Source organism: Hydrogenophaga sp. ANAO-22 (assembly GCF_042466645.1).
In the GTDB taxonomy this organism is placed as follows: domain Bacteria; phylum Pseudomonadota; class Gammaproteobacteria; order Burkholderiales; family Burkholderiaceae_C; genus Hydrogenophaga.
The window spans coordinates 3,840,961-3,863,215 of the sequence record NZ_CP159956.1 but is presented as its reverse complement, the minus strand read 5'-3'; the positions used below and the strand labels follow the sequence as shown (position 1 = coordinate 3,863,215).

General features: G+C 67.8%; 20 protein-coding genes, 1 other RNA gene and 1 pseudogene. 6 read left to right on the top strand and 16 right to left on the bottom strand.

Going from position 1 to position 22,255, the window contains the following annotated elements:
* Nucleotides 1–87 precede the first annotated feature (87 nt).
* Nucleotides 88–1,125 (top strand): LysR family transcriptional regulator, encoded by a 1,038-nt coding sequence (locus ABSY19_RS18590; RefSeq protein WP_382154519.1) that lies wholly within the window; start codon nt 88–90, stop codon nt 1,123–1,125.
* Here ABSY19_RS18590 and rnpB read toward each other — a convergent pair.
* The 3 genes from rnpB to ABSY19_RS18575 form a co-directional block, all read right to left on the bottom strand.
* An RNA gene (gene rnpB, locus ABSY19_RS18585) (RNase P RNA component class A) lies at nt 1,120–1,469 on the bottom strand. The genes ABSY19_RS18590 and rnpB overlap by 6 nt on opposite strands.
* 20 nt (nt 1,470–1,489) lie before the next feature.
* Nucleotides 1,490–2,845 carry an MATE family efflux transporter gene (locus ABSY19_RS18580; RefSeq protein WP_382154516.1) on the bottom strand — a complete coding sequence of 452 codons (1,356 nt, stop codon included), beginning with the start codon at nt 2,843–2,845 and terminating at the stop codon, nt 1,490–1,492.
* A gap of 32 nt (nt 2,846–2,877) precedes the next feature.
* Nucleotides 2,878–3,468, bottom strand: coding sequence for a DUF2239 family protein (locus ABSY19_RS18575; protein WP_382154513.1), 591 nt, complete (start codon nt 3,466–3,468; stop codon nt 2,878–2,880).
* 113 nt (nt 3,469–3,581) lie between these two features.
* Between ABSY19_RS18575 and ABSY19_RS18570 the strand changes: the two genes are divergently transcribed.
* Nucleotides 3,582–5,432, top strand: a complete 1,851-nt coding sequence (locus ABSY19_RS18570) for an NAD(P)/FAD-dependent oxidoreductase (RefSeq protein ID WP_382154510.1) — start codon at nt 3,582–3,584, stop codon at nt 5,430–5,432.
* Here the strand turns inward: ABSY19_RS18570 and ABSY19_RS18565 are convergent.
* Complete coding sequence (locus tag ABSY19_RS18565; protein WP_382154507.1) at nt 5,419–6,765, bottom strand: amidohydrolase; 1,347 nt, start codon at nt 6,763–6,765, stop codon at nt 5,419–5,421. The two genes, ABSY19_RS18570 and ABSY19_RS18565, sit on opposite strands and share 14 nt — an antisense overlap.
* Before the next feature lie 98 nt (nt 6,766–6,863).
* Here ABSY19_RS18565 and ABSY19_RS18560 point away from each other — a divergent pair, with 98 nt between their 5' ends.
* Nucleotides 6,864–7,958, top strand: a complete 1,095-nt coding sequence (locus tag ABSY19_RS18560; RefSeq protein WP_382154504.1) for a GlxA family transcriptional regulator — start codon at nt 6,864–6,866, stop codon at nt 7,956–7,958.
* Between the two features lie 83 nt (nt 7,959–8,041).
* On the top strand, nt 8,042–8,725 hold the full coding sequence (locus ABSY19_RS18555; protein WP_291117898.1) for a glycine zipper 2TM domain-containing protein: 684 nt from the start codon (nt 8,042–8,044) through the stop codon (nt 8,723–8,725).
* Nucleotides 8,726–8,873: 148 nt separating this feature from the next.
* On the opposite strand, the gene htpX is transcribed toward ABSY19_RS18555, so the two are convergent.
* The 11 genes and pseudogenes from htpX to ABSY19_RS18500 all read right to left on the bottom strand — a co-directional run bounded on the left by htpX (nt 8,874) and on the right by ABSY19_RS18500 (nt 20,386).
* Nucleotides 8,874–9,740 (bottom strand): protease HtpX, encoded by an 867-nt coding sequence (gene htpX / locus ABSY19_RS18550; protein WP_382154501.1) that lies wholly within the window; start codon nt 9,738–9,740, stop codon nt 8,874–8,876.
* A 98-nt stretch (nt 9,741–9,838) separates the two neighbouring features.
* Nucleotides 9,839–11,224: a glutamine synthetase family protein gene (locus ABSY19_RS18545; protein WP_382154498.1), complete on the bottom strand. Its 1,386-nt coding sequence runs from the start codon at nt 11,222–11,224 to the stop codon at nt 9,839–9,841.
* Nucleotides 11,221–11,976 carry a DUF3025 domain-containing protein gene (locus tag ABSY19_RS18540; protein ID WP_382154495.1) on the bottom strand — a complete coding sequence of 252 codons (756 nt, stop codon included), beginning with the start codon at nt 11,974–11,976 and terminating at the stop codon, nt 11,221–11,223. Before ABSY19_RS18540 ends, ABSY19_RS18545 begins: the two co-directional genes overlap by 4 nt.
* 5 nt (nt 11,977–11,981) lie before the next feature.
* A complete protein-coding gene (gene pyrC, locus ABSY19_RS18535) occupies nt 11,982–13,031 on the bottom strand; it encodes a dihydroorotase (RefSeq protein ID WP_382154492.1) in 1,050 nt (349 codons plus the stop codon).
* Nucleotides 13,032–13,061: 30 nt separating this feature from the next.
* The gene (locus tag ABSY19_RS18530; protein WP_382163862.1) at nt 13,062–13,898 is read right to left on the bottom strand and encodes an amino acid ABC transporter substrate-binding protein; all 837 of its coding nucleotides are present in this window, start codon (nt 13,896–13,898) and stop codon (nt 13,062–13,064) included.
* 171 nt (nt 13,899–14,069) lie between these two features.
* Nucleotides 14,070–14,807, bottom strand: coding sequence for an amino acid ABC transporter ATP-binding protein (locus tag ABSY19_RS18525; protein WP_291117914.1), 738 nt, complete (start codon nt 14,805–14,807; stop codon nt 14,070–14,072).
* A gap of 24 nt (nt 14,808–14,831) precedes the next feature.
* Nucleotides 14,832–15,503: an amino acid ABC transporter permease gene (locus ABSY19_RS18520; RefSeq protein ID WP_382154489.1), complete on the bottom strand. Its 672-nt coding sequence runs from the start codon at nt 15,501–15,503 to the stop codon at nt 14,832–14,834.
* Between the two features lies 1 nt (nt 15,504).
* A complete protein-coding gene (locus ABSY19_RS18515) occupies nt 15,505–16,260 on the bottom strand; it encodes an amino acid ABC transporter permease (RefSeq protein ID WP_382154486.1) in 756 nt (251 codons plus the stop codon).
* A 114-nt stretch (nt 16,261–16,374) separates the two neighbouring features.
* The gene (locus ABSY19_RS18510) at nt 16,375–17,274 is read right to left on the bottom strand and encodes a transporter substrate-binding domain-containing protein (RefSeq protein WP_382154483.1); all 900 of its coding nucleotides are present in this window, start codon (nt 17,272–17,274) and stop codon (nt 16,375–16,377) included.
* A gap of 279 nt (nt 17,275–17,553) precedes the next feature.
* Nucleotides 17,554–18,471 carry a LysR substrate-binding domain-containing protein gene (locus tag ABSY19_RS18505; protein WP_291117924.1) on the bottom strand — a complete coding sequence of 306 codons (918 nt, stop codon included), beginning with the start codon at nt 18,469–18,471 and terminating at the stop codon, nt 17,554–17,556.
* A gap of 68 nt (nt 18,472–18,539) precedes the next feature.
* A pseudogene (locus ABSY19_RS18500) lies at nt 18,540–20,386 on the bottom strand (ABCB family ABC transporter ATP-binding protein/permease).
* 37 nt (nt 20,387–20,423) lie between these two features.
* Between ABSY19_RS18500 and ABSY19_RS18495 the strand changes: the two are divergent.
* Nucleotides 20,424–20,864, top strand: coding sequence for an acyl-CoA thioesterase (locus ABSY19_RS18495; RefSeq protein WP_382154480.1), 441 nt, complete (start codon nt 20,424–20,426; stop codon nt 20,862–20,864).
* 7 nt (nt 20,865–20,871) lie between these two features.
* Here the strand turns inward: ABSY19_RS18495 and ABSY19_RS18490 are convergent, their stop codons facing one another.
* A complete protein-coding gene (locus ABSY19_RS18490) occupies nt 20,872–21,612 on the bottom strand; it encodes a type 1 glutamine amidotransferase (RefSeq protein ID WP_382154477.1) in 741 nt (246 codons plus the stop codon).
* A gap of 129 nt (nt 21,613–21,741) precedes the next feature.
* Between ABSY19_RS18490 and ABSY19_RS18485 the strand changes: the two genes are divergently transcribed.
* A complete protein-coding gene (locus ABSY19_RS18485; RefSeq protein WP_382154474.1) occupies nt 21,742–22,251 on the top strand; it encodes a pyridoxamine 5'-phosphate oxidase family protein in 510 nt (169 codons plus the stop codon).
* The last annotated feature ends 4 nt before the right edge of the window (nt 22,252–22,255 follow it).

Genomic DNA, 22,255 nt, shown 5'->3' with positions numbered 1-22,255 from the left:
CGTGGGCTGCCGGTCTGGGAACGGAATCTAGGGCGGCCGGTCCGGACCATCAATACACTATGCCGATACCCACTATCTGCCGGAGCGATGATGGACTTCGACCTCAACCTGCTGCGCGTGCTGGTCAGCCTGGACGAGACGCGCAACGTCACCCGCGCCGCCCAGCAGCTGGGCATGAGCCAGTCCGGCTTCAGCACCGCCCTGAACCGGCTGCGCCTGCAGTTCGAGGACACGCTGTTCGTGCGCACCTCCAAAGGCATGGAGCCGACGCCGCGCGCCCGCGAGATGGTGGGCACGGCGCGCGCGGTGCTCGGCCAGGTGCGCACCGGCATCCTGGCCGACCCGCAGTTCGACCCGGCCACCACGCAGACCGAGTTCCGCCTGGTCATGGCCGACGTGGCCGAGATCGTGTTCCTGCCCCGCCTGATCCGCCACCTGGCGGTGCATGCACCGCACGCCTCGGTGCGCTGCTTCCCCCTGCCCAGCTCGCAGCTGGAGGCCGCGATGGAGGCGGGTGAGGCGGACCTGGCCATGGGCTACTTCCCGGATCTGAGCAAGCAGGTGTTCTTCCACCAGCGGCTGTACATGCACACCTTCGCCTGCGTGATGCGCGCCGACCACCCGTTCGCGCAGACCCGGCTGAGCCTGAAGGACTTCGAGTCGCTGGACCACGCGCTGGTGAGCTCGCCCGCGCGCAGCACCGACCTGGTGGACCGCTTCATCGAACGCAAGGGCATCCACCGCCACGTGGTGCTGCGCACGCCACATTACATGAGCCTGGCGGCGGTGATCGCCGAATCGGAGTTGGTGGCCACGGTGCCGCTGGCCGCCGGCATGAGCGTGGCGCGCAGCGGTGCGATCCGCCTGGTGCGCCCGCCTTTCGACCCGCCGCGCTTTGCCGTGCAGCAGCACTGGCACCGCCTGTACCGCCACGACACGCGCAACCAGTGGCTGCGCGCGCAGGTGTCGCAGCTGTTCAACGAACAGTCGGACGAGTGGCGCGCGGTGGAGCAGTCGATGTATGGCGGAGAAACGATCCGGCGCCGGGCCGCCCCAAGCCGGATCAGCTCCCCGGGGGGGCAGCGACCCGCGCAGCGGCGGAGCGTGGGGGCCAATAAAGTGTGAAGCGCACCGATAAGCCGGATTCTGTGCGGCGGGGTTGCCCCCACCGTGACCGCCATTCATCTGGGCCGGGGATCACTCCCCGGCTCGGTGCCACCTACCCGCCAGCTCCGCGGAACCACGTCAACGCTGGCCTATTTGGTGTTGCTGCGCGTAGAGATTGCCCGTTTCACCCGAACTGAATCGGCTCGTCTCTGTTGCTCTGATCCTCACCTTAGGGCCCATCGAGCGAGCTCGATGGGCTTGTCGGCGGAGAGGTATTACCTCCTACGCTGTCCTGTGCAGTCCGGACGTTCCTCCAGCACACCCTTTCGGGATGTCGTGCCAGCGGCGGTCTGGTGCGCTTCACGCGGCGATTATCGCCTGCTCAAACGAGGCGCTCGATCTTGCGATGCCGCCACACCAGCCGGTAATACGCGGTCTGCATCACCAGCATGGCCACATAGGCCACCGGGAACGCGACCCACACGCCGGGCAGGCCCATCTTCGCGTCGAGCACGTAGGCCGCCGGCAGCTGGATCGCCAGGATGCAGAAGACCGAGATGGCCATGGGCACCATCACCACGCCGCTGGCGCGCATGAGGCCACCCACCACCGCCTGGAAGCCGAACACCAGGATGCTCCACAGCATGATGTGCAGCAGGTGCTCGGCCTGCGCACGCACCTCGGGCTGCGTGAGGAACAGGCCCATCAGCTTGTGCGAGAGAGCGTAGCCCAGCAGCACCAGGGCGCCGGTGAGCACGGCGTTGAGCCACAGGCCGGTGCGCAGGATCGCGCCCAGGCGGTCGACCCGGCCCGCGCCGATGGACTGCGCCGCCAGGATGGACGCAGTGATCGCGATGGACAGCGCGGGGAACTGCACGTAGTTCACCACCTGCGTGACCGCGCCGTAGGCCGCCGTGGCCTGCGAGCCGTGGCCGTTCACCAGCGCGAGGATCACGAGTTCGGAGGCCGAGATCACCACCATCTGCAGCCCGGTCGGGATGCCGATGCGCATCACCTTGGCCAGGATGTCGCGGTCCAGCCGCAGCGCGCCGATCAGTTCGCGATCGACAGCCAGCACGTGGTGCTTGCGGCCCAGGCGCCACGCGAGAAAACCCAGCGCCGCCGCGTAGGACACCAGCCCCGCGTAGGCCGCGCTCTGGATGCCCAGGCGCGGCAGCCCCAGCCAGCCCTGGATCAGCGCCGGCGTGAGCAGCAGGCCCAGCGCGGTCGACAGCAGCAGGGCGATCAGGGGCGAGACCGTGTCGCTCACGCCGCGCAGCAACTGCGTGAACAGGATGAAGACCAGCAGCAGCGGCATGATCAGCAGCATCACCCGCGCGTAGGCCACCGCGTCGTCGAGCACGTCCACCGGCGTGCCCAGGGCCTGCAGCGCCGTCCGCGCGAACACCACGCCCAGCACGGCGGCGACCAGGCCGATCAGGGCGCCCAGCACCAGCGCCGTGCCCGCGATGGCCTTGACCTTGTGCGGCTCGCGCGCGCCCCAGGCCTGGCCGATGAGCACCGAGGCGCCCGCGCCGATGCCGATCACCAGCGAGATGAAGAAGAACACGATCGGGAACATGCCCGAGACCGCCGCCAGCGCGTGCGTGCCCAGCATCTGGCCGATGAAGATGCCGTTGAGCGTGCCCGACAGCCCTTGCAGGATGTTGGACAGCACCATGGGCACGAGGAAAACGAGGTAGACGCGCCAGAGCGGGCCTTGGGGAGCGTTGGGCATGGAGGGCTTCTTGTTGTCTTGTTGAAAAGGGGTCAGGCGGATGGTGCCGCCGTTTCGGGCGCGAACGCGTCGCGCGCGAGCCAGGCCAAGTGCGCCTGCACGTCCGCCGGCCAGCCGGCGATGCAGCGCGCGAAGGCCTCGGCGTCGTGGGCAAACAGCGCGCGCGAGGCTTCTTCGAACCCCTCGAAGCCCCCCGCGATGGCGCTCATGAAGCGGTAGGCGCGCTCCTTGGCCTGGCGCCAGCCGTCGCGATCGGCGTGGGTGCGGCGCGCTTCCTCGACCAGGCGCCGCAGGGCCGCCGACGCGCCACCGGGCTGCTGCGCCAGCCACGCCCAGTGGCGTGGCAACAGCGTCACCTCGCGCGCCACCACGCCCATGCGCGGTCGACCCACCTGGGGGGCGGCGGCGGGTGCCGCGCGGCGCGCGTCATCGGCGGGCGGTGCCGGGTGGCCGGACGGCCAGGGGTGATCGACCTGCGCCGCGGTGGCGTCGTCGAACACCAGCAAGCCGCCCGCCGAAAGGTCGAGCGTGGCGAGGGTCCGTGCCACCTCGTCGTAGGAGCCGAAGGCCACCCGTTTCGAGCCGATGAAGGCGGTGCAGGTGGGAAGGGTTGTGTCGTTCATGCGCCTCATTCTATCCGGGTTTAATAATTTCACCCGGATTATTTTGATGGCGGCGCATTGACGACAATATGGGGGCTTCGTCTTCTGCTTGATCAACACAAGCCCCACGACACATGATCCGCCTCTCCGAACTCAAACTGCCGCTGGCCGCCGTGCCGGCCGAACACCGCCGCGCCGCCGACGCCCCGACCGAAACCGAGGTCGACCGGCAGCCCCCGCCGCATCCCATCGACGCCCTGACCGCCCTGGCCGCCACCGCGCTGGGCATCGAGGCCGCGCAGATCGCCCAACTGGACGTGTTCAAGCGCAGCTTCGATGCGCGCAAGGCCGACCTGCTCGCGGTCTACATCGTCGACGTGGCGCTGGCCGACCCGGGGCAGGAAGCCACCCTGCTCGCGGCGCACGCGGGCAAGCCCCACATCCAGCCCACGCCTGACATGGCCTGGCACGCCCCAGGCCACGCACCGGCGCATTGGCCCAGCGACGAGCGCGAGCGCCCGGTGGTGGTGGGCCTGGGGCCCTGCGGCCTGTTCACGGCGCTGGCGCTGGCGCAGATGGGACTGCGGCCCATCGTGCTCGAGCGCGGCAAGCCGGTGCGCGAGCGCACCAAGGACACCTGGGGCCTGTGGCGCAAGCACGTGCTCAACCCCGAAAGCAACGTGCAGTACGGCGAGGGCGGTGCCGGCCTGTTTTCCGACGGCAAGCTCTACAGCCAGATCAAGGACCCGCGCTTCCTCGGCCGCAAGGTCATGCACGAGTTCGTGGAGGCCGGCGCGCCGCCCGAAATCCTTTACACCGCGCACCCGCACATCGGCACCTTCAAGCTGGTGCGCGTGGTGGAGGCCATGCGCGAGAAGATCGTGGCGCTGGGCGGCGAGATCCGCTTCCAGCACCAGGTCTGCGGCATCGGCCTGGCCCAGGCCGGCGAAGAAGGCCAGCGCATCGACCGCCTGCAGGTGCGGCGCCTGGACAGCGGCGACACCATCGACATGCCGGTGCGGCGCGTGGTGCTCGCCCTGGGCCACAGTTCGCGCGACACCTTCGCCCTGCTGTGGGACGCGGGCGTGTTCATGGAGGCCAAACCGTTCTCCATCGGCTTTCGCATCGAGCACCCGCAAGGCGTGATCGACCGCGCGCGCTGGGGCCGCCACGCCGGCCACCCGCTGCTGGGTGCAGCCGACTACAAGCTGGTGCACCACGCGAAGAACGGCCGCGCGGTCTACAGCTTCTGCATGTGCCCGGGCGGCACCGTGGTGGCCGCCACCTCCGAACCCGGGCGCGTGGTCACCAACGGCATGAGCCAGTATTCGCGCAACGAGCGCAACGCCAACGCGGGCCTGGTGGTGGGCATCGAACCCAGCGACTTTCCGCAGGCGTTGGCGCAAGACCTGCCGCTGTGGACCGCCGCCTTCGGCGAGACCGACGGCGCGCGCTACACCGAGCAGGCCCGTGCGCTCGCAGCGCAAGGCCGCACGCACCCGCTGGCCGGCATCGTGCTGCAGCGCGAACTCGAAGCCCGCGCCTACCAATTGGGCGGGGCCAACTACGAAGCGCCCGGCCAGCTGGTGGGCGACTTCCTGAAGCAGACGCCTTCGAGCGCGCTGGGCGAGGTGGAGCCCTCGTACCGGCCCGGCGTGAAGCTCGGCGATCTGGCCCCTGCCCTGCCCGCCTACGCCATCGAGGCCATGCGCGAGGCGCTGCCCGTGTTCGGCCGCAAGATGCGCGGCTACGACATGCCCGACGCCGTGCTGACCGGTGTCGAAACCCGCACCTCGTCGCCGCTGCGCCTCGCGCGCGGCGACGACTGCCAGAGCCTGAACACGCGCGGCCTGTACCCGGCCGGCGAAGGCGCGGGTTATGCCGGCGGCATTCTCTCGGCCGGTGTGGACGGCCTGCGGGTGGCCGAGGCACTCGCGCGAGACCTGCTCGGCGAGGCCGCCCCGGCAGCCCTCAGGGCCGCTTGAGGAAGTCCACCGCCAGCGAGGCGAGCGAACGGGCGCCCACCGGCAGCTGGGCCTCGTCGAGGTCGAACAGCGGCGAGTGGTTGGACGGCGCCTTGGCGAAGTCCTGCCCCTTCTGCGGCGCGCCCAGGAAATAGAAGAAGCCGGGCACCACCTTCTGGAACTCCGAGAAGTCTTCCGAGCCGCTCACCTTGGGGATCAGCATGACCTTGCCACCCAGGGCTTCGCGCAGCGCCGGCAGCGAGGCTTCGGTGAGCTTGGCCGGGTTGGTGGTGACCGGGTAGGCCACCGGGCCGAAGCTCACGCGCGCCTTGGCGCCGCTGGAAGCCGCGATCGACTCGGCGGTCGCCACGATGCGCTTCTTCGCGTCCTCGCGCATCTCCTCGTCGAAGGTGCGCAGCGTGCCCATCATCTCCACGCTGTCGGGAATGATGTTGTAGCGCGTGCCACCCTGGATGGAGCCGATGGTGATGACCGCCGGCTCCTTGCTGATGTTGAGCTGGCGGCTCACGATGGTCTGCAGACCCAGCACCACCTGGCTCGACGCCACGACCGGATCGACCGCAGCCCAGGGCGACGACCCATGGCCGCCGCGCCCGTCCACGTGGATGGTCAGCGCGTCCGAACCGGCCATCAGCGGGCCGCTGCGGTAGCCCACCACACCCGAGGGCAGGTTGGACGTGATGTGCAGGCCGTAGATGGCCTGCACGTCCTTCAAAGCCCCGGCTTCGATCATGGCCTTGGCGCCGAAGCTGGGCACCTTGCCGCTGGCATCCGCCACCACGGGCGCGCCCTCCTCGGCCGGCTGGAAAATGAACTTCACCGTGCCCGGCAACTGCGCGCGCAGGCCCGCCAGCGCCTCGGCCGCGCCCATCAGCATGGCCACGTGGGCGTCGTGCCCGCAGGCGTGCATCACCGACACTTCCTTGCCGAGGTAAGTGGCCTTCTGCTTCGAGGCGAAGGCCAGACCGGTCTTCTCTTCGACCGGCAGCGCGTCCATGTCGGCGCGCAGCGCCACCACCTTGCCCGGCAGACCACCGCGCAAGGTGCCCACCACGCCGGTGCCGCCCACGCCGGTCTGCACCTCCATGCCCAGCTTGCGCAGGTGCTCGGCCACCAGCTTGGCGGTGCGCACTTCCTGGCCCGAGAGCTCGGGATGTTCATGGATGTCGCGGCGCCAGGCCACCATCTTGGGCGCGAGCGCGTCCACCGCCGTCTCGATCTGCTTGAAACCGGCGGCATCGAGCGCCTGGGCCGCCACCGGCGTGGTCAGCCAAAAACCACCGCTGGCCGCGAGTGCCGCCACGAGCGAGGACGTTGAGAGAGACAAGCGCATCAGAAGTACCCCTGGGGGAAGTGGATGAGACGTCCATGCTAAGAGCGTGCTTCCCTCGGTAGGAAGCTAATATCGCCATTCAGGAAGCTGATACCGCCATGCCCGCCCAGCCCCCTTTTGTCGTCGAGATCGCCGTGTTGCCTGAAAGCGCCATGGGCCACGCCCTGGCGCTGGTGGAATTGCTGCGCACCGCCAACCTGATGGCGGGCCTGCGCCTGGGCGCCCGGGCACCGCGCCTGGCCTGGCGCTTCGTCGATGCCCTGGGCCAGCCGCTGCGCGCCGAAGAAGGGCTGCTGCAGGCGCTCGCGCTCGAAGGCCAGGGCGGCGACAGCCCTGCGGCAGCGCTCTTCATTGCGCCCCTGCACCTGGCCGACATTCCCACGCTTCGCCAGGCCGTGCAGCGCCACGCGGCGCTCGCGCACCGGGCCGCGCTGATGGTGGACACGGGCCGCCGGGTGTGCACGCTGGGCAATGGCGCTTGGTTCGCCGCGCACAGCGGGCGGCTGGACGGGCGCCGCCTCGCGCTCGCGTGGTACTACGTCGCCGGCCTGCGCCGCGACTTTCCGGCCCTCACGCCCGAAGCCGGCCAGGGCTTTTGCGAGGACGGCCCCTGGCTCAGCGCCGCCTACCCCGCCGACCTGGGCCCGCTCGCCGTCGCGCTGGCGCAGCACGCCCTGGGCACCGAACCGGCCGCGGCCCTGGCGGCGGTGCTGCAGCCCGATCGCGATCGCGAACTCGCCGCCGCGCAGGCCTCTCACGCCATTCCAAACACCCGCGACAGCACACTGGCGCGCGCCCTCGCCTGGATGGAGCAGCGCGTGGAGCAACCCTACGACCTGGCGGCGCTGGCGACCGCCGCCGCGGTCAGCGCCCGCACCCTGCTGCGCCACTTCCAACAGGAGCTGGGCCATTCGCCGCTGGACCACCTGCACGGCCTGCGCTGCGCCCGGGCGCGCGTGCTGCTCGAGATCACGCTGGAGAGCGTGCCCACGGTGGCGCTGGCCTGCGGCTACACCGACCCGGCGGCATTCCGCCGCGTCTTCGCGCGCCACACCGGGCTCACCCCCACCGCCTACCGGCAACGGCACGCCCTGCGCGCGCCACGCCGCCGCTGGCGGGTGGACACCGGTGCCAGCGTGGACACCGCGCTCTCGGCCCTGCGATCGGCGGCAAAAAAGCCGGGAACCCCGTAGAACGACACGAATCTTTACAGCATGGGCATCCGGGCTTGACACAAGCGGTGCATGCTTCAGGCTACCCCCATAAGGAGTTCTCCATGAAAACCCCCGTTCTGATTCCCGTGATGACCGGCTTGCTCGCCCTGGCCGGCAGCGGCGTGGCGCACGCTCAGGATGAACAAGGCCGCGTGGTCAGCAGCACCCCCGTCATCCAGCAGGTGGCCGTGCCGCGCGAGGTCTGCAGCGACCAGCAGGTGACCTACCAGGGCCAGAAGTCCGGCGCCGGCGCGCTGATCGGCGGCATCGCCGGTGGTGCGATGGGCAATGCGATCGGCGACGGCGGTGGCCGTGCCGCTGCCACCGTGATCGGCCTGATTGGCGGCGCCATGCTGGGCAACCGCATCGAAGGCCCGAGCCAGCCCTACACCGAAACCTACCGCCAGTGCGGCACGCAGACCTTCTACGAAAACCGCACCGTGGCCTACGACGTGGTATACGAGTACGCCGGCCGCCAGTACCGCACGCAGATGCCGCAGGACCCGGGCCGCTTCGTGCGCCTGAACGTCACACCGGCCGACGCCATGCCGCCGCCTCCGCCGCCCGTGGTCTACCCCTCCTACCAGCCCCAGACCCAGTACGTGGAGCCGTCCACCCGCATCACGATCGGCACCACCTACTACCCCGCCTACCCGGGCAACCGCTGGGGCCCGGGCCACCCGTACCCGCGCCACGACGGCTACTACAACCGCCGCGACAACGACCGTTGGGAACGCAACCGCTGAACCCGGCCCCATGAAAAAAGCGACCCTCGGGTCGCTTTTTTCATGGGGCCGGAGAAAAAGGACTTTCAACCAGGGCACCCGCGGAACCGGCTTCGCCGGGCCGCCAGGTGCGCCCCCTGGGGGGTGACGCCGCAGGCGGCGCGGGGGGCTACTTCTGCAATGCCGCGATGCGCTCCTCGATCGGCGGGTGGGTGGAGAACAGCTTGCCCAGGCTACCCGTGATGCCCAGCGCCTGCATGGTCTTGGGCAGCTCGCCCGGCGTGAGGCCGCCCAGGCGGGCCAGCGCATTGATCATGGGCTGCTTGCGGCCCATCAGGCTGGCGGCACCCGCGTCGGCGCGGAACTCGCGCTGGCGGCTGAACCAGGCCACGATGATGGCGGCCAGGAAACCCAGCACGATGTCCATCACGATGGTGGTGATCATGTAACCGATGCCGGGGCCGGAGTTGTTGTCGCTGCCGCGGCGCAGGAAGGCGTCCACCGCGTAGCCGATCACGCGGCTGAGGAACACCACGAAGGTGTTCATCACGCCCTGGATCAGCGTCATGGTGACCATGTCGCCGTTGGCCACGTGCGCGACCTCGTGGCCGATCACGGCCTCGACTTCCTCCTTGGTCATGTTCTGCAGCAGGCCGGTGGACACCGCCACCAGGGCCGAGTTCTTGAACGCGCCGGTGGCGAAGGCGTTGGGCGCACCGTCGAAGATGCCGACCTCGGGCATGCCGATGTTGGCCTTGTCGGCAAAGCGGCGCACGGTCTCCACGATCCAGGCTTCGTCGGCGTTCTGCGGCTGGTTGATCACGCGCACGCCGGCGCTGAACTTGGCCATGGGCTTGCTGATCAGCAGCGAGATGATGGCGCCGCCGAAGCCGATCACAAGCGAGAACCCGGCCAGCGCCGTCATGTTCAGCCCATTGGCCGTGAGGAAGCGATCCACGCCCAGGATGCGGGTGGTGATCAACAGCACCGCCATCACGGCGAAGTTGGTCAGGACAAACAGCAGGATGCGTTTCATGGGGACTCCGGGTTATAGGTATCGACGACAGCGGGATGATAAGTGGGGCCGCCCACGCGGTTCTTCAAGCGGCACCGCCCTTTCAGCGCGCGCCGGCCTCAGACCTGGGGCAGCAGGAAGCGCCGTTCCCAGGCACTGATCTCGTTGAGGAAGCTCTCGTGTTCCAGCGCCTTGACCGCGAGGTAGGCGCGCACGAAGCGCTCGCCCAGCAGGCGCGGCGCGTGAGCGCTCTGGGCCATTTGTTCGTGGGCGGTGAAAAAAGTTCGCGGCAGGCCCCGGGGCAGGTCGTAGCCATTGTCCTGCACCGGTTCGCCCGGCAGACAGCGCGTCCGCAGGCCTTCCAGGCCGGCGGCGAGCGTGGCGGCCATGGCCAGGTAGGGGTTGGCGTCGGCGCCGGCCAGGCGGTTTTCCACCCGGCGCGCGGCCGGTGGGCTCACCGGCACGCGCAGGCCGGCGGTGCGGTTGTCGCGGCCCCATTCCACGTTGATCGGCGCCTGGCTGCCAGCGACGTAGCGGCGGTAGGAATTGACGGTGGGCGCGTAGATCAGCGTGAGATCGGGCGTGAAGGCCTGCAGGCCGCCGATGTAGTGCAGGAAGGCCTCGCTTTCGGCCCCATCGGCCTGGCTGAAGATGTTGCGGCCTTCGGCGTCCACCACGCTCTGGTGCAGGTGCATGGAGCTGCCCGCTTCGCCCGCCAGGGGCTTGGCCATGAACACCGCGTTGAGGCCGTGCTGCAGTGCGATCTCGCGCGCCGCCGTCTTGAACAGGAAGGCCTGGTCGGCCACGGCCACGGGGTCGCCGTGCAGCAGGTTGATCTCGTACTGGCAGGGGCCGACCTCGTGCAGCCAGGTGTCGGCCCGGATGCCGAGCGCGTCGATGGCGGCGTGGAACGCGTCCCAGAACAGCGCCAGTTCGTTGAGCGCGTTCAGGCTGAAGGCCGACTGCCCGACCTCGGGCCGGCCCCCCCGCCCCACCGGCGGCGTCAGCGGCTGGGCCGGGTCTGTCATGGCGGCGGTCAGGTAGAACTCGATCTCCGGCGCGACCACGGGCGTGAGCCCCAGGGCCTGGTAACGCGCCACCACGTTCTTGAGCACCGAGCGCGGGGCGAACTCGCACAGGCTGCCGTCGAGCTCCACGCAGTCGTGCACCGCGAGGTAGCGCGGCACGCTGGCCCAGGGGGCGAGCTTGAGCGTGGCCAGGTCGGGCACCAGGCGCACGTCGGGGTCGCTGTCGGGAAAGACCTTGTCGTAGGAATACTCGCCCGTCACGCACTGCATGGGAATGGCCTGGCAGATGCGCAGCTCGCCGCCCGCAGCGAAGCTGGCCGCCGGCATGAGCTTGCCGCGCGGGTAGCCGGTGACGTCGGCGAACAGGCATTCCACGTCGCGCACGCCGGTGGCGCGGAAATGGGCGGCGAGTTCGGCGCGGTCAGCGTCTTGCGCCAGGTTCAGGTGGGACCAGGTGGTCGGGGCGGGCTGGGTCATGGGGTGTCCGTTGGGGCATCGGTGCGCCTGGGGCGGAACACCCCGGCGTCGGCATAGTAAGCGGGATCTTCGTTCGCCGCCCACCAGCCCGGCACGCCCAGCACCGGCAGCGGCGTGAACGGTTTGGCCGCGAGCACCGGCGCGCTGAGGCCCTGCGCCAGCCATGCGTCCCACGCGGCAAGGTCGTCGCCCAGCGACGCCGGCACCGGCGCGCGGAACACATGGGCGGTGATGGACTTGTAGGGCGTCACCAGCTTTTCCAGCAGGGCGTGGCCGAACAGCACCAGCCTCGCCTGCGCCCAGAGCGGGCGCAGCGTCACGAACAGGCGATGCCAGTCGCGGGCCGCCAAGGCCGCCCAGAGCGGCGCGGGTGCCTGCAGCAGGGCGGCGTTTTCGTCGAACAGGGTGAGTGCGTCGCGCACCGGGCCCCGCGCGTCGCGCACGCCGTCGGCGGCGATCTGCGCGGCCTGCAGCCGGTTCAAGCATTGCTTGGTCAACGGGAAACGGCGCCAGCACAAACCGTTGAAGAAATCGTGCAGGTTCTCGCGCGTGGGCACGCGGCCAGTGTCGAAGATGAACTGTTCGTAAGGGGTCCCGGCGGGCAGTTCGGCCTGCGGCACGAAGCGCACCGGGGCGGCGCCACCCAGCGCCTGCGGCCAGGGCTCGCCGCCCGCCAGGGACGCCGCCACCGCCCGCCCTTCATGGGCCACGGGCGCGAACCAGGGCGCGGTCCAGTCGAGCGCCAGTTCCAAGGGACTCAGGCTTGCAAGCGCCAGGGCAAGGCCTCGCCGCCACGCAGCGGCTTGAGATCGGCCTCGCCAAAGCGGAAGCTCTCGGGCGTGGTCCAGCTCTCGCGCTTCAGGGTGACGGTGCCGCTGTTGCGCGGCAGCCCGTAGAAGGCCGGGCCGTGGAAGCTGGCGAAAGCCTCGAGCTTGTCGAGCGCGCCCACCGAGTCGAAGGCCTCGGCGTACATCTCGATCGCGGCGTGCGCGGTGTAGCAGCCGGCGCAGCCGGTGGCGTGCTCCTTCAGGTGGGCCGGGTGCGGCGCGCTGTCCGTGCCGAGGAAGAAACGGTCGCTGCCGCTGGTGGCGGCGGCCACCAGGGCCTGGCGGTGGGCCTCGCGCTTGAGCACCGGCAGGCAGTAGTAATGCGGGCGGATGCCGCCGGTGAAGATGGCGTTGCGGTTGTAGAGCAGGTGGTGGGCCGTGAGGGTGGCGGCGGTGAACGCGCCGGCCTCGCCCACGTACTGCGCGGCCTCTTTCGTGGTGATGTGCTCCATCACGATCTTGAGCTCGGGAAAGTCGCGCCGCAGCGGAATCAGCTGCTCATCGATGAACACGGCCTCGCGGTCGAACAGGTCGATGTCGGGCGAGGTCACTTCGCCGTGCACCAGCAACAGCAGGCCGGCGCGCTGCATGGCTTCCAGCGTCTTGTAGGTCTTGCGGATGTCGGTCACGCCGGCATCGCTGTTGGTGGTGGCGCCCGCGGGGTAGAGCTTCAAGGCGACCACGCCCACGTCCTTGGCCCGCGCGATTTCCTCGGGCGGCAGGTTGTCGGTGAGGTAGAGCGTCATCAGCGGCTCGAAGGCCATGCCGGCGGGCACGGCGGCGCGGATGCGATCGCGGTAGGCCATGGCCTGCGCCGCGGTGGTCACCGGCGGCTTGAGGTTGGGCATGATGATCGCCCGGCCGAACTGCGCCGCGGTGTGCGGCACCACGGTGTGCAGCGCCTCGCCATCGCGCACGTGCAGGTGCCAGTCGTCGGGTCGGGTGATCGTGAGGGTCTGTGGGGCGGTCGAGGCGTTCATGCCTCGATTGTCGCAAACCTGCAAAGGCGATCAGGGCACCTTGTCGGTCGGGTATTTCCAGAAATCCCGCAACAGGTAGCTCACGGGCAGGTTCAGCGACACGCCCTTGGGCGGGATGGGCTGGGTGAACCAGGTCGCGTAGATCGCCTGGATTTCACCGCTGTAGATGAGCCGGCGCATCTCGTCGTCCACGATCTTCTTGAACGCCTCGTCGTTCCGCGGCAGCATGATCGCCAGCGGCTCGGTGGTGAAGAACCGGCCCACGACCCTGAGGGAGGTCGGGTCCGGCCGTGCAGCGGCCAGACCGAACAGCAGCACGTCGTCCATGGCAAAGGCGTCGGCCTCGCCCTTCTCGACCATGCCCACGGCCTGCTCGTGGTCGTCCGCCTCCACGACGCGCAGCGGGAGCCCACGCTCCCGCACCATGCGGCGCAGTGCATCCAGGGGCGTCGTGTTGCGGGTGGACACCACCACCTTGAGATCAGGGTGATCCAGCCGATCCACCACGCTGTCGCGCCGGACCATGAGGCGTGCACCGGTGATGAAGTGGGGAATCGTGAAGGCCACCCGCTGGCGGCGCGCGGCATTGTTGGTGGTGGAGCCGCACTCCATCTGGGCCTGGCCCTGCTCCACCGCGTCCAGGCGGTTGGAGGGCGTCACAGCGAGGTAACGCACATCGAGCTTGCTCAGGCCCAGCTTGCGTTGCACGGCCTGCGCCAGGCGGCGGCAGATGTCGAGGGCGTAACCCACCGGTTTGCCCGTGCCGTCCAGGTAAGAGAACGGCACGGAGGATTCGCGGTGGGCCAGCACCAGCACGCCACCGCTTGCCACACGGTCCAGCACCGGGCCGGCCTGGGCGGCGGCCATGCTGGCCAGACACGCCGCGATGAGGATCCTGCGCAGGCAGGTCGTAAGGATCGAGAACACAACGACACCCCCTAAAAGAGTGCCGAGAGCATAGAGAAAGGCCCACCGCGAAGCCAATGCCCATCCCGCATCCGCCCATGTCAAGGGCACATGCGGGCGTGCCGGCGAGGCTCAGTGCGCCAGGATCTTGTTGAGGAAGTCCTTGGTGCGCGGCTGACGCTCCTCCGGCTTGCCGAAGAAGTCGTCCTTGGAACAGTCCTCCAGGATCTTGCCGCCCACGTCCATGAAGATCACGCGGTTGCTGACCTTGCGTGCGAAACCCATTTCGTGCGTCACGCACATCATGGTCATGCCTTCGTGGGCCAGGCCGATCATCACGTCCAGCACTTCGCCGACCATCTCGGGGTCGAGCGCCGAGGTGGGCTCGTCGAACAGCATCACGATGGGATCCATCGACAGGGCTCGCGCGATCGCCACGCGCTGCTGCTGACCACCCGAGAGCTGGCCCGGGAACTTGTCCTTGTGCGCCGACAGGCCCACACGATCGAGCATCTTGAGGCCGCGCTTCTTGGCTTCGTCGGGGTTGCGCCCCAGCACCTTGATCTGGGCGATCGTGAGGTTCTCTGTCACCGACAGGTGCGGGAACAGCTCGAAGTGCTGAAACACCATGCCGACGCGGCTGCGCAGCTTGGGCAGATCGGTCTTGGGGTCGTGCACCGCGATGCCATCGACCGTGATCTCGCCTTTCTGGAAGGGCTCGAGCGCGTTGATGGTCTTGATGAGGGTCGACTTGCCCGAGCCCGAGGGGCCGCACACCACGACGACTTCGCCCTTCTGGATGTTGGTGGAGCAATCGGTCAGCACCTGGACGCTGCCATACCACTTGGAGACGTTCTTGAGTTCAATCATTGCAATTCCTGGGTTTCGATGGCATCAACGAATGATGGCAATTTTCTTGTGCAGCCGCTTGACGAGCCACGACAGCGCGTAACACATGACGAAATAGACCACGGCAGCGGCCAGGTAGGCCTCGATCGGGCGGCCGAAGTTCTTGCCCGCGACCTCGAAGCCCTTGAGCATGTCGTAGGCGCCGATGGCGTAGACGAGCGAGGTGTCCTGAAACAGGATGATGGTCTGCGTGAGCAGCACCGGCAGCATGTTGCGGAAGGCCTGGGGCAGCACGACCAGCTTCATGTTCTGCCCATAGCTCATGCCCAGCGCCTGGCCGGCGAACACCTGGCCACGCGGAATCGACTGGATACCCGCGCGCATGATCTCGCTGAAATAGGCCGCCTCGAAGGCAATGAAGGTGACCACCGCCGACACCTCGGCGCCGATCGGGCGACCGATCAGCAGCGGCACCAGCAGGAAGAACCACAGGATCACCATCACCAGCGGAATGCTGCGCATGCCGTTGACATAGATCGTGGCCGGCGTGTCCAGCCACTTCTTGCCCGACAGCCGCATGAGCGCCAGGATGGTGCCGAAGAAGATGCCGCCCACTGTGGCCACGACGGTCAGCATCACGCTGAAGTACAGGCCCTTCAGCACGAAGTTGCTGATGAGGTCCCAGTTGTAGAAGGAGAGGTCGAGGTTGAGGTTCATGTCAGTGGCCTCCCGCTCCGCCCGCCACGACAAAGCCCGGTATGCGCACGCGTTTCTCGATGAAGGCCATGATGCGGTTGATCGCGAAGGCCGAGATGATGTAGAGGCCGGTCACGGCGAGGTACACCTCCACGCCGCGGGAGGTCTCTTCCTGCGCCTGCATCGCGAACATGGTCAGCTCCGAGACCGACACCGCGAACGCCACCGAGGAGTTCTTGAAGATGTTCATGGTCTCGCTGGTCAGCGGCGGGATGATGATGCGAAACGCCATGGGCAGCAGCACATAGCGGTAGTACTGGAAGGTGGTGAAACCCATGGCCATGCCGGCGTAGCGCTGGCCGCGCGGCAGGGCCTGGATGCCCGAGCGCACCTGCTCGGCGATGCGCGCCGAGGTGAAGAAGCCCAGGGCAAAGACCACCAGCACGAAGCCAGGGACGCCTCGCATGACGGGGAACATCGTGGGCACCACGTGGTACCACAGGAAAATCTGCACCAGCAGCGGGATGTTGCGGAACAGTTCCACCCAGGCATTGCCCAGGCGCACCACCATGGGTCGATCGGGCAGCGTGCGCAGCGTACCGATCAGGATGCCCAGCACCAGCGCCAGCAGCAGCGCCAGCAGCGACACCGACACCGTCCAACCCCAGGCTGACAACATCCAGTCCAGATAGGTGATGTCTCCCCCCTTGCCAAAGCAGCTTTCCACCGGCTGCCGTTCAATGGTGTCCTCGCAGAACACCTGCCAATCCCAGCTCATAGGAGCCCCTTTTCTCTCTGTTGCTTGTCCGGATCACACCGCGCTTTGCGCGGTCGCCACGAAAACGCCCCTTCAAATGGGTCCACTTGAAGGGGCGTCTGGTAAGTGCGTGGCTTACTTCTTGGCGTAGTCTTCCATCGGCTTGTCGTTCGGGCTGGCCCAGGCCGCCTTGGTGGCGTCGGACATGGGCAGGCCGATCTTCACGTTGGCAGGCGGAATCGGCTGCATGAACCACTTGTCGTACAGCTTGGCCAGCGAACCATCGGCAATCTGGCGCTTGATGCTGTCGTCCACGGCCTTCTTGAAGGCCGGGTCGTCCTTGCGCAGCATGCAGGCGATCGGTTCGACCGACAGCACTTCACCCACGATCTTGTAGTCGGCGGGGTTCTTGGACTTGGAGATGTTGGCCGCCAGGATGGAGCCGTCCATCACGAACGCATCGGCGCGGCCGCCCTCGAGCGCGAGGAAGCTGTCGGCGTGGTCCTTGCCATAGACTTCCTTGAAGTCGATGCCGCCGGCGCGCTCGTTCTTGCGCAGGGTCTGCACCGAGGTGGTGCCGGTGGTGGTGGCCACGGTCTTGCCGTTGAGGTCCTTGATGCCGTTGATGCCGGAGTTGGCCTTGACAGCGATGCGCACTTCTTCCACGTAGGTGGTCACGGCGAAGGACACATCCTTCTGGCGCGTGGCGTTGTTCGTGGTCGAACCGCACTCCAGGTCCACGGTGCCGTTCTGCACCAGGGGGATGCGGTTCTGCGAGGTCACGGGCTGGTAGTTGACGTTGAGCTTGGCCAGGCCGAGCTGCTTCTGGATGTCGGCCAGAATGATTTCGCCCATTTCCGTGTGGAAGCCGACGTATTTGCCGTTGCCCAGTGTGTAGCCCAGTCCGGAAGACTCGCGCACGCCCAGGGACACGCTGCCAGACGCCTTGATCTTGGCCAGCGTGTCGCCAGCTTGTGCAAAGGCGCTGCCGACGGCCAGTGTGGTCACGGCCAGCGCGAGCAGGTGTTTCTTCATAGGGATCTCCTTGCTTGTAGAAAAGATGATGAACCAGCGATCAAGACCGGATGCTCAGCGCCGTTGTCGCGCGGAGGGCATCTGCATGATGCTCCCTACGCAAGCTCCGTTCCACCCGGGAATTCCCACCCTGTCACAGGCGGAACCCGCGACTGTAGCCAGCGGCATCCTTCGCATCCAATGCTGATTGCAGCGGCCATTATGCAAACCATTCATGTACGGATTTTCCCCAATGGCCTGGGCAAAGGATCACCTGTATCGCCTATGAGACAGGGTGAATCAGGGATTGCCGAGCTTTTTGCGCAGGTCGTTCCAGAACTGCTCCACCGGTCCTTTGGCCTTTCGCGTGGAAGACCGCTCGCGGTAGATGCGGATGTCCAGCGCGGTCTCCAGCGACCCGCCGGCGGACACGAGCTTGCGAGCCCGCACTTCCTTGCGCACCGCGCTGGCCGGCAGGAAGGCGATGCCATGGCCCTCCAGCGCCATGGCTTTCAGGCCTTCGGCCATGTCGGTTTCGTAGATGCGGTCCAGGTGCACCGGCGTGCTGCTCTGCTTGAGCATCTGGTCCACCGCCCTGCCGAGGTAGGCACCCGGCGCATAGGCCAGGTAAGGCAGCGGCTGCTGGGGCGACCCTGGCAGGGCGTACTGCGGCAGGCCCTGCGCGTCCGGGCGCACATAGGGTGAAAGCACCTCCGAACCCAGGTGCAGCATTTCATAGCGGCCGGCATCGAGCTGGATCGGCTGGGCAGCGTGCTGGTAGGCGATCAGCAGGTCACAGCTGCCCTCGACCAGGCGCAGCACCGCGTCGTGCACGTTCATGGCGATCAGCCGGCTCTTGATCGGGCCGCAGGTCTCGCGCAAGCCCGAGAGCCAGGACGGGAAGAAGGTGAAGGCCAGCGTGTGCGGCACGGCGAACTCGATCACGTCCTGCGCCGCGGCGGTGTGGGCGCGCAGCGTTGCGCGCGTGCTCTGCAGCGCCTGCAGCATCTCCAGCGCCTGGTCGTACAGCGTCTGGCCCGCGGGGGTGAGGCGCGTGGGGTACGAGGAGCGATCCACCAGATCGGTGCCCGCCCAGGCTTCCAGCGACTGGATGCGCCGGGAGAAAGCGGGCTGGGTGACGTGGCGCAGCTGCGCCGAACGGCTGAAGCTGCGGGTTTCGGCGAGGCTGACGAAATCCTCGAGCCATTTGGTTTCCATGGACGGCGATTATGGAACGGCCAGACGGAAGGCTCCTCGGAAAGGTACGACCTGAAGGGAAATCGGCATCAGTCGCTGCCGCTTTGCTGCAGCGCCCACATGCCCGCGTAGACGCCGGTCCGGGCGACCAGTTCGGCGTGGGTGCCCCGCTCCACGATCTCGCCGTTGACCAGCACCAGGATTTCGTGCGCGTCCACGACGGTGGAGAGGCGGTGCGCGATCACCAGCGTGGTCTTGTTGCGCGCGGCGCTCTTGAGCTCGGCCTGGATCGCGCGTTCGTTGGCGGAATCCAGGGCCGAGGTGGCTTCGTCGAAGATCACGATGGGCGGGTTCTTCAACAGCGTGCGCGCGATCGCCACGCGCTGCTTCTCGCCCCCGAGAGCTTGAGACCGCGCTCGCCCACCATGGTGGCATAGCCCAGCGACAGGTGCTGGATGAAGGCGTGGATGTGCGCCGCCTGGGCCGCCCGCACCGCGGCCTCGTGCCCCGCATCGGGGCGGCCATAAAGAATGTTGTATTCGATGGTGTCGTTGAACAGCACCGTGTCCTGCGGCACGATGCCGATGGCCTGGCGCACGCTGGCCTGGGTGACGGCCTTGATGTCCTGCCCGTCGATGGTGATGCGCCCGCCGTCATCGGCATTGCTCACGTCGTAGAAGCGGTAGAGCAGGCGCGCCAGCGTGCTCTTGCCCGAACCCGAGGGCCCGACCACGGCCACCGTCTTGCCCGGTGGAATCTCGAAGCTGATGCCATGCAGGATTTCGCGCGCCGGCTCGTAGGAAAAGCGCACATTCTCGAATTTCACCGCCGGGGGGCCGTCCAGCTGAAGCGGGTGCGCACCTTGCACGTCTGCGATCTCGCGCTCTTTTTCCAGCAGCGCGAACATCTTTTCCAGGTCGGTCAGGCTCTGCTTGATCTCGCGGTAGAGCACGCCCAGGAAACCCAGCGGAATGTAGAGCTGGATCATGAAGGCGTTGACCATGACCAGATCGCCCAGCGTGAGCTCGCCGCTGACCACGCCCTGCGTGGCGCGCCAGAGCATGAGCACCAGCGCCACGGCGATCACCAGTTGCTGCCCCGCATTGAGCATGGACAGCGTGGTCTGGCTCTTGATGCGCGCGCGCCGCAGCTTCTCCAGCGCCTCGTCGTAGCGCCGGCCTTCGAAGCTTTCATTGTTGAAGTACTTGACGGTCTCGTAGTTCAGCAGCGAGTCGATGGCGCGGCTCTGGCTGGTGGATTCGAGCTCGTTCATCTTGCGCCGGAACTGGGTGCGCCACTCGGTCACGAGCACGGTGAAGGTCACGTACAGCACCAGCGCCACCAAGGTGATCCATACATAGCCCATGTCGAACTTGGTGCCCAGCAGCGCCAGCACCATGATCACCTCGATCAGCGTGGGGAAGATGCTGTAAAGCGAGTAGGAGATGAGCGACTGCACGCCGCGCGTGCCGCGTTCGATGTCGCGCGTCATGCCCCCGGTCTGGCGTTCCAGGTGGAAGCGCAGGCTCAGGGCGTGCAGGTGGCCGAACACCTGCAGCGCGATGCTGCGCGTGGCGCCCTCGGTGGCCTTGGCGAACACCAGCTCGCGAAGCTCGGTGAACACGCTGGTGGACAGGCGCAGCAGGCCGTAGGCGAGCAACAGGCCCAACGGCACCACCAGCATCGATTCGACGCTGCCGGGCCGGATGGTCATGGCATCGACCAGCTCCTTGAGCAGCAGCGGCACGCCCACGTTGGCCATCTTGGCCGCCACCATGAAAGCCAGCGCCAGCACCACGCGCACCTTGTACTGCCACAGGTAGGGCAGCAGGCGCTTGAGCGTGCCCCAGTCGGAGCGTTGGGCAGGTGGGTGGCCAGCGGCGCCGGGACTGGCAGGCAGGGCGATGGAAGTTCGGGCGGGGTTGTCGGGGCGCATGCAGGAGAATGGGGGCCGTTGTCCAGAGATTGTGCCCATGTCCAGCAATTCAAGCCCGCCATCCGAAACCGCCCTGCCCACCGACCGGGAACTGGTGCTCAAGGTCATTCCCATGCCCGCGGACTGCAACGCCAACGGCGACATCTTCGGCGGCTGGGTCATGGCGCAGGTCGACCTGGCCGGAGCCGTGCTGCCCGCGCGCTACGTGCGCGGCCGCATGGCCACCGTGGCGGTGAACCAGTTCATCTTCAAGCAACCGGTGCGCGTGGGCGACATCCTGAGCTTTTTCGCGCACATCACGCGCCTGGGCCGCACCTCGGTCACGGTGCAGGTGGAGGTGTTCGCCGAACGTTTCTCGGCCCAGGGCCAGTACGTGAAGGTGACCGAGGCCAGCCTGACCTACGTGGCGATCGACCTGGAAGGCCGGCCCCGCCCCATCCCGCGCGACGGCCTGGTGCTGCCCGAGCACCTGGCCTGAGGCCGTTTCAGGGCGAAGGCCAGCGCGACCGCCAGGTGCGGTAGATGCGCGCGGCCAGCGCCTGGCTGCCCGCCAGGTGCCGTTTCGTGGCGGCGTGCATGCCCGCCGGGTCCTGCACGCTGTCGCGGTGCAGCAGCACATTCACCGCGTAGGCCTCGCCCGGGCTTTCGAGCCAGGCGTCGATCTTGTCCGGCGTGATCTCGATGTGGAACTGCATGGCCAGGTGCGGGCCGAGCGCAAAGGCCTGGTGCGCGCAGGCCGCCGACGATGCCAGCGGCTCCGCGCCCGGCGGCAGCGCCACGAAACCATCCTGGTGCCACTGGTACACGGTGGGTGTGCGCTCCTCGCCGAACCAGTCGCGCGCGGCAGCGCCACCGTGGTGCTCGATGGGCCACCAGCCGATCTCGGGCTGGGGCAGCCGCTCCACCTGGCCGCCCAAGGCCCGCGCCATCAGCTGGCCACCCAGGCAGTGCCCGATGACGGGAATGCCCAGCGCATCGGCCTCGCGGATCAGCGCCTCGGCCTGGCGCAACGTGGGGCGCTCGTCGTTCGCGCTCCACGCGCCACCCAGCACGGCCAAGCCGCGATAGCCCCGAACGGACGCGGGGTAGGGCTCACCCGCCTGGGCACAGCGCAAGTGCCAGGGCAGCCCCTGGGCATCGAGCCATTCGCCGAGGAAACCGGGGCCGTCCTCGAACAGGTGCTGAAGGACCAGGACGTCGGCGGTGGCAGCGGTGGTGGCGGGCATAACCATCCTGAAGCAAGTCTTGCCGCAAACCGTACCACGGGACAGCCGAGCCTGCACCCCATACACGAAAGGCCTGGGCACGCCGTTTGCCGCGCAACCAGTTCAACGCAACCATTCAAAGGAAAAACAATGAGCGACCAAGACACCTCCCTCGACAACCTGTGGGACATGATCAAGGACATCCGGTTTGCGATGTTCACCACGCGCAGCCATCAGGCGGCGCACGCCGGCCACCTGCACGCCCGGCCCATGACCACCCAGAACAACCGGCTGGAGGGCGGCAGCCTCTGGTTTTTCATGTCGCGCCACGGAGGGCCCGTGGCCGATCTGATGGCCGAACCCACCGTCAACCTGAGTTACGCCGATCCCGACAAGGACACCTATGTTTCCGTCTCCGGCACGGCGCGCGTGGTCAACGACCCCGACAGGGCCCGGGCCCTGTGGAACAAGGCCGCCGAAGCCTGGTTTCCCGGTGGTCCGGACGACCCCGATCTGGCGCTGGTGGTGGTCAACGTCACACACGCCCACTACTGGGACGTCAAGGAAAACAAGCTGGTGCAGCTGCTGGCCATGACGAAGGCCGTGATCACGGGTGGTGTGCCCAAACTCGGCGAATCCGTCGAAGTGCAGGTGCGCTGAACGC

Excerpts from the sequence above, each read along its gene's own strand:
- ABSY19_RS18570 (WP_382154510.1), top strand. The coding sequence starts at position 3,582 with ATGATCCGCCTCTCCGAACTCAAACTGCCGCTGGCCGCCGTGCCGGCC.
- ABSY19_RS18510 (WP_382154483.1), bottom strand. The coding sequence starts at position 17,274 with ATGAAGAAACACCTGCTCGCGCTGGCCGTGACCACACTGGCCGTCGGC.
- ABSY19_RS18490 (WP_382154477.1), bottom strand. The coding sequence starts at position 21,612 with ATGCCCGCCACCACCGCTGCCACCGCCGACGTCCTGGTCCTTCAGCAC.
- ABSY19_RS18555 (WP_291117898.1), top strand. The coding sequence starts at position 8,042 with ATGAAAACCCCCGTTCTGATTCCCGTGATGACCGGCTTGCTCGCCCTG.
- ABSY19_RS18495 (WP_382154480.1), top strand. The coding sequence starts at position 20,424 with ATGTCCAGCAATTCAAGCCCGCCATCCGAAACCGCCCTGCCCACCGAC.
- ABSY19_RS18530 (WP_382163862.1), bottom strand. The coding sequence starts at position 13,898 with ATGGCCGCCGCCCAGGCCGGCCCGGTGCTGGACCGTGTGGCAAGCGGT.
- ABSY19_RS18565 (WP_382154507.1), bottom strand. The coding sequence starts at position 6,765 with ATGCGCTTGTCTCTCTCAACGTCCTCGCTCGTGGCGGCACTCGCGGCC.
- ABSY19_RS18545 (WP_382154498.1), bottom strand. The coding sequence starts at position 11,224 with ATGACCCAGCCCGCCCCGACCACCTGGTCCCACCTGAACCTGGCGCAA.
- htpX (WP_382154501.1), bottom strand. The coding sequence starts at position 9,740 with ATGAAACGCATCCTGCTGTTTGTCCTGACCAACTTCGCCGTGATGGCG.
- ABSY19_RS18560 (WP_382154504.1), top strand. The coding sequence starts at position 6,864 with ATGCCCGCCCAGCCCCCTTTTGTCGTCGAGATCGCCGTGTTGCCTGAA.
- ABSY19_RS18485 (WP_382154474.1), top strand. The coding sequence starts at position 21,742 with ATGAGCGACCAAGACACCTCCCTCGACAACCTGTGGGACATGATCAAG.
- ABSY19_RS18575 (WP_382154513.1), bottom strand. The coding sequence starts at position 3,468 with ATGAACGACACAACCCTTCCCACCTGCACCGCCTTCATCGGCTCGAAA.
- pyrC (WP_382154492.1), bottom strand. The coding sequence starts at position 13,031 with ATGAACGCCTCGACCGCCCCACAGACCCTCACGATCACCCGACCCGAC.
- ABSY19_RS18520 (WP_382154489.1), bottom strand. The coding sequence starts at position 15,503 with ATGAACCTCAACCTCGACCTCTCCTTCTACAACTGGGACCTCATCAGC.
- ABSY19_RS18525 (WP_291117914.1), bottom strand. The coding sequence starts at position 14,807 with ATGATTGAACTCAAGAACGTCTCCAAGTGGTATGGCAGCGTCCAGGTG.
- ABSY19_RS18590 (WP_382154519.1), top strand. The coding sequence starts at position 88 with ATGATGGACTTCGACCTCAACCTGCTGCGCGTGCTGGTCAGCCTGGAC.
- ABSY19_RS18505 (WP_291117924.1), bottom strand. The coding sequence starts at position 18,471 with ATGGAAACCAAATGGCTCGAGGATTTCGTCAGCCTCGCCGAAACCCGC.
- ABSY19_RS18515 (WP_382154486.1), bottom strand. The coding sequence starts at position 16,260 with ATGAGCTGGGATTGGCAGGTGTTCTGCGAGGACACCATTGAACGGCAG.
- ABSY19_RS18580 (WP_382154516.1), bottom strand. The coding sequence starts at position 2,845 with ATGCCCAACGCTCCCCAAGGCCCGCTCTGGCGCGTCTACCTCGTTTTC.